At 73.9% G+C, this 4,364-nt stretch carries 4 protein-coding genes; all 4 read right to left on the bottom strand.

Annotated elements, in window-relative coordinates; translation table 11 throughout:
• Positions 1 to 610 precede the first annotated feature (610 nt).
• A complete protein-coding gene (locus tag B7767_RS42010; RefSeq protein WP_030863413.1) occupies positions 611 to 1,408 on the bottom strand; it encodes a type III pantothenate kinase in 798 nt (265 codons plus the stop codon).
• Between the two features lie 8 nt (positions 1,409 to 1,416).
• Positions 1,417 to 2,391: a carboxylating nicotinate-nucleotide diphosphorylase gene (gene nadC, locus B7767_RS42015; RefSeq protein WP_085576422.1), complete on the bottom strand. Its 975-nt coding sequence runs from the start codon at positions 2,389 to 2,391 to the stop codon at positions 1,417 to 1,419.
• Positions 2,392 to 2,396: 5 nt separating this feature from the next.
• Positions 2,397 to 4,106, bottom strand: coding sequence for an L-aspartate oxidase (locus B7767_RS42020; protein ID WP_085576423.1), 1,710 nt, complete (start codon positions 4,104 to 4,106; stop codon positions 2,397 to 2,399).
• Positions 4,103 to 4,364, bottom strand: a 262-nt coding sequence (locus B7767_RS42025) for a pantoate--beta-alanine ligase (protein ID WP_179167550.1), incomplete at its 5' end; no start/stop codon positions are given. The genes B7767_RS42025 and B7767_RS42020, both read right to left, overlap by 4 nt.

Genomic DNA, 4,364 nt, shown 5'->3' on the forward strand with positions numbered 1-4,364 from the left:
TGGGGTGCCTGCGGTGCGGCTTTCGGTCCGGTGGGGTGCGGGTCCCATGCCTGCGGTGCGGCTTTCGGTCCGGTGGGGCTGGGGTAGCGCCCACGGTCGGTGGGTGGGTCGGGGCCGCGTCGGGGGTGTCCGTCCTCGGACCGGCGCGATCGGGTTGCCTGGAGGGGGTGCAGGGCGCGGACGCGCCGGCCACTGCGGGCGGCCACCCCCGCCCCGTCCCCTCCCCGCCGTACGCGGCGTCCTTCGCGGGCAGTCGCACCGCATGCCCCGCCCTCCGCGGGCAGTCGTGCCTCCCCCAGTGCCTCAAGGGCCTGGGAGGTGCCCCCAGGGCAATGGGGGTCCCCCCGCTCATGGGGGTCCCCCCGCTCGAGCGAAGCCGAGAGTGGGGGAGAAGCCGAGAGTGGGGGAGAAGCCGAGAGTGGGGGAGGGTGGGCGCTGGGGGTACCCCCTCTGGGGGAGGCACCCCGCAAGCGCCGGGCTGCGCAACCCCACCCCCGGTCCACACCCATGCCGGGCACCCGCAAAACACCGGGCCGCGCGCACCCACACCCGGCCCACGCCGACGCGACGGCACCCCGCAAACGCGCCGGGCCGCGCAGGCACCCGTGCGTTACAGACGTGACACGTTGCGTTCGTACACCAGGCGCAGGCCGATCAGCGTCAGCCACGGCTCGTGCTCGTCGATGACCGAGCTCTCGCCCAGCACCATCGGCGCCAGCCCACCCGTCGCGATGACCGTCACGTCCTCGGGGTCGTCCGCCAGCTCGCGGGCCATCCGGTTGACCACCCCGTCGACCTGACCGGCGAATCCGTAGATGATGCCGGACTGCATCGCCTCGACCGTGTTCTTGCCGATCACGCTGCGCGGACGCGCCACCTCGATCTTCCGCAGCTGCGCGCCGCGGACGCCGAGCGCCTCGACGGAGATCTCGATGCCGGGGGCGATGACCCCGCCGACGTACTCCCCCCGTGCGGAGACCGCGTCGAACGTCGTCGCCGTGCCGAAGTCGACGACGATCGCCGGACCGCCGTAGAGGTCGACCGCCGCGACCGCGTTGATGATGCGGTCCGCGCCGACCTCCTTGGGGTTGTCGGTGAGGATCGGCACGCCCGTCTTCACGCCCGGCTCGACCAGCACCGCCGGCACGTCGCCGTAGTAGCGGCGGGTGACCTCGCGGAGTTCGTGCAGGACGGACGGGACCGTCGCGCAGATCGCGATGCCGTCGATGCCGTCGCCCAGGTCGTCGCCCAGCAGCGGGTGCATGCCCATCAGGCCCTGGAGCAGGACCGCGAGTTCGTCGGCCGTGCGGCGCGCGTCCGTGGAGATGCGCCAGTGTTCGACGATGTCGTCGCCGTCGAAGAGGCCCAGGACGGTGTGCGTGTTGCCCACGTCGATCGTCAGCAGCATGACCGGTCCTACTCCGCCGCTCGCAGGTCGAGGCCGATGTCGAGGATCGGCGAGGAGTGGGTGAGGGCGCCCACCGCCAGGTAGTCGACGCCCGTGTCCGCGTACGCCTTCGCGTTGGTGAGGGTGAGGCGGCCGGAGGCCTCCAGGGCGGCGCGGCCGCCGACGAGGGCCACCGCCTCCTCGCACTCGCCGGGCGTGAAGTTGTCCAGCAGGATCAGGTCGGCGCCGGCGTCCAGGACCTCGCGGAGCTGGTGCAGGGTGTCGACCTCGACCTCGATCGGGACGTCGGGGAAGCGCTCGCGGACCGCGTTGAAGGCCGCGGCGACACCGCCGGCGGCCACCACGTGGTTGTCCTTGACCAGGGCCGCGTCCGAGAGGGACATGCGGTGGTTGACACCGCCGCCGCAGCGCACGGCGAACTTCTCCAGGCTGCGCAGGCCGGGCGTGGTCTTGCGGGTGTCGCGGACCTTCGCCTTGGTGCCTTCGAGGACGTCCGCCCACGCGCGCGTGGCGGTCGCGATGCCCGACAGGCGGCACAGGAGGTTCAGGGCGCTGCGTTCCGCGGTGAGGATGTCGCGGGTGCGGGTCGTGACGGAGAGCAGGGTCTGGCCCGCCTCGACGCGGTCGCCGTCCTCCGCGTGGCGTTCGACCTCGAACTCCTCCGTGCAGACGACCGACATGACCGCCTCGGCGATCCGGAGGCCCGCCACGGTGCCCGCCTCCCGCGCGGTGAAGTCGGCGGTGGCGACGGCGTCCTCCGGGATGGTCGCGACCGTCGTCACGTCCACGCCGTGGGCCAGGTCCTCCTGGAGGGCGACGTTGGCGATGTCCTCGACCTCGACGGGGTCGAGGCCCGCGTCGGCCAGGAGCTGGGCGAGCGCGGGGTCGAGGCCGCACTCCAGGTAGGTCTCCTCGTCGGCGCCGCAGGCGCAGCCGTCGCCACAGCCGCCGGAGGAAACGAGGGGAAGGTCGGGGGTGGTCACTGCTGTCACTGCTCCTGGGCCTGGGTGAGGGTCGGGGGGAAGTCTGTGGTGTCGGTGGTGTGCGCCGCCAGCGATCGGTCCGGATTCAGCCGTACGACGATGTGGCGGCGCCAGGTCGTGTCGTCGCGCTCGGGGCGGTCCTCGCGCCAGTGGCAGCCGCGGGTCTCCTCGCGCCGCTGCGCGGCGGTGACCAGGACGCGGGCCACGCACAGGAGGTTGGTGGCCTCCCAGGTGTCGACGCCGGGCTCGGCGGTCTTGCCGTTCTCGTCGAGGGCGTCGCGTGCGTCGGCGTGGAGTCGGTGGAGACTGTCGGCGGCCTGGGAGAGGGAGGCCGCGGAGCGGAGCACGCCTGCTCCCCGGCTCATGATCCGCTGGATGGTGAAGCGGGCCTCCGGGGGGAGGAGGGGATGGGCGGGGCGCTCCGTGACGGGGAGCGGCTGCGGCACGCGCGCGTGGAGGGTGTTTCCGGCGCGCGCGATGTCGGCGGCGATGCGCTCGGCGTAGACCAGGCCCTCGAGGAGGGAGTTGGAGGCGAGGCGGTTGGCGCCGTGCACGCCGGTGCAGGCGACCTCTCCGCACGCGTACAGGCCGGGCACGGTGGTGCGGCCGTGGGAGTCGGTGCGGACGCCGCCGGAGGCGTAGTGGGCGGCCGGGGCGACCGGAACGGGCTCGGTGACCGGGTCGATGCCGTGCGCGCGGCAGGCGGCGAGGATCGTGGGGAAGCGGTGTTCCCACATCTCGGCGCCGAAGTGGCGGGCGTCGAGGTACATGTGCTCGGCGTCCTGCTCCTGCATGCGGCGCATGATGCCCTTGGCGACGATGTCCCGGGGCGCGAGTTCGGCGAGTTCGTGCTGCCCCCGCATGAAGCGCACGCCGTCGGCGTCCACCAGGTGGGCGCCCTCACCGCGTACCGCCTCGGAGACCAGCGGCTGCTGGCCCTCCGCCTCGGGTCCGAGGAAGAGCACCGTCGGGTGGAACTGGACGAATTCGAGGTCGCTCACCTCGGCGCCCGCGCGGAGGGCGAGGGCCACGCCGTCGCCCGTGGAGACGGCGGGATTCGTGGTCGCCGAGAAGACCTGGCCCATGCCGCCGGTCGCCAGGACCACGGCGGGCGCGTGGACGGCGCCCACGCCGTCGTGCTGGCCCTCCCCCATGACGTGCAGGGTGACGCCGGCGGTGCGGCCGTCGGCGTCGGTGAGGAGGTCGAGGACGAGGGCGTTCTCGATGGTGCGCATCCCGCGTGCGCGGACCGCCTCGACGAGGGCGCGGGAGATCTCCGCGCCGGTGGCGTCGCCACCCGCGTGGGCGATGCGGCGGCGGTGGTGGCCGCCCTCGCGGGTGAGTTCCAGGCCGCCGTCGGTCGACTCGTCGAAGTGCGCGCCGGTCGCGATGAGGCGGCGTACGGCGTCGGGCCCCTCGGTGACGAGGATGCGGACCGCATCCTCGTCGCACAGGCCCGCGCCGGCGACCAGGGTGTCGTCCAGGTGCTGCTCGGGGGTGTCGCCCTCGCCGAGGGCCGCGGCGATGCCGCCCTGGGCCCAGCGGGTGGAGCCGTCGTCGAGGCGGGCCTTGGTGACGACCACCGTCGTCAGGCCGGCGGCCTCGCAGCGCAGGGCGGCGGTGAGGCCGGCGACGCCGGAACCGACGACCACGACGTCCGCGTCGATGGACCACCCGGGCGCGGGCGCGTGCAGTCGTATGCCTGTGCTGGTCACGAGGCGGCTCCGAAGGTTCCGAAGGTCAGGGGGAGGTTGTCGATCAGGCGGGTGGCGCCCACGCGGGCGGCCACGGCGAGGACGGCCTCTCCGGTGAAGTCGTCGCCGATCTCGGTGAAGTCGGACGGGTCGACCAGGGCCAGGTAGTCCAGGTCGAGGGGCGGCGTGAGGCGGGCTGCCTCGTCGAGGACCAGGCGGGCGGCGGCGCGGACGGCCACCGGGCCGCCGGCGGTCGTGGCGACGGCGTGCGCGTCGGCC

It is taken from the genome of Streptomyces sp. 13-12-16 (genome assembly GCF_002114215.1).
Lineage (GTDB): Bacteria > Actinomycetota > Actinomycetes > Streptomycetales > Streptomycetaceae > Streptomyces.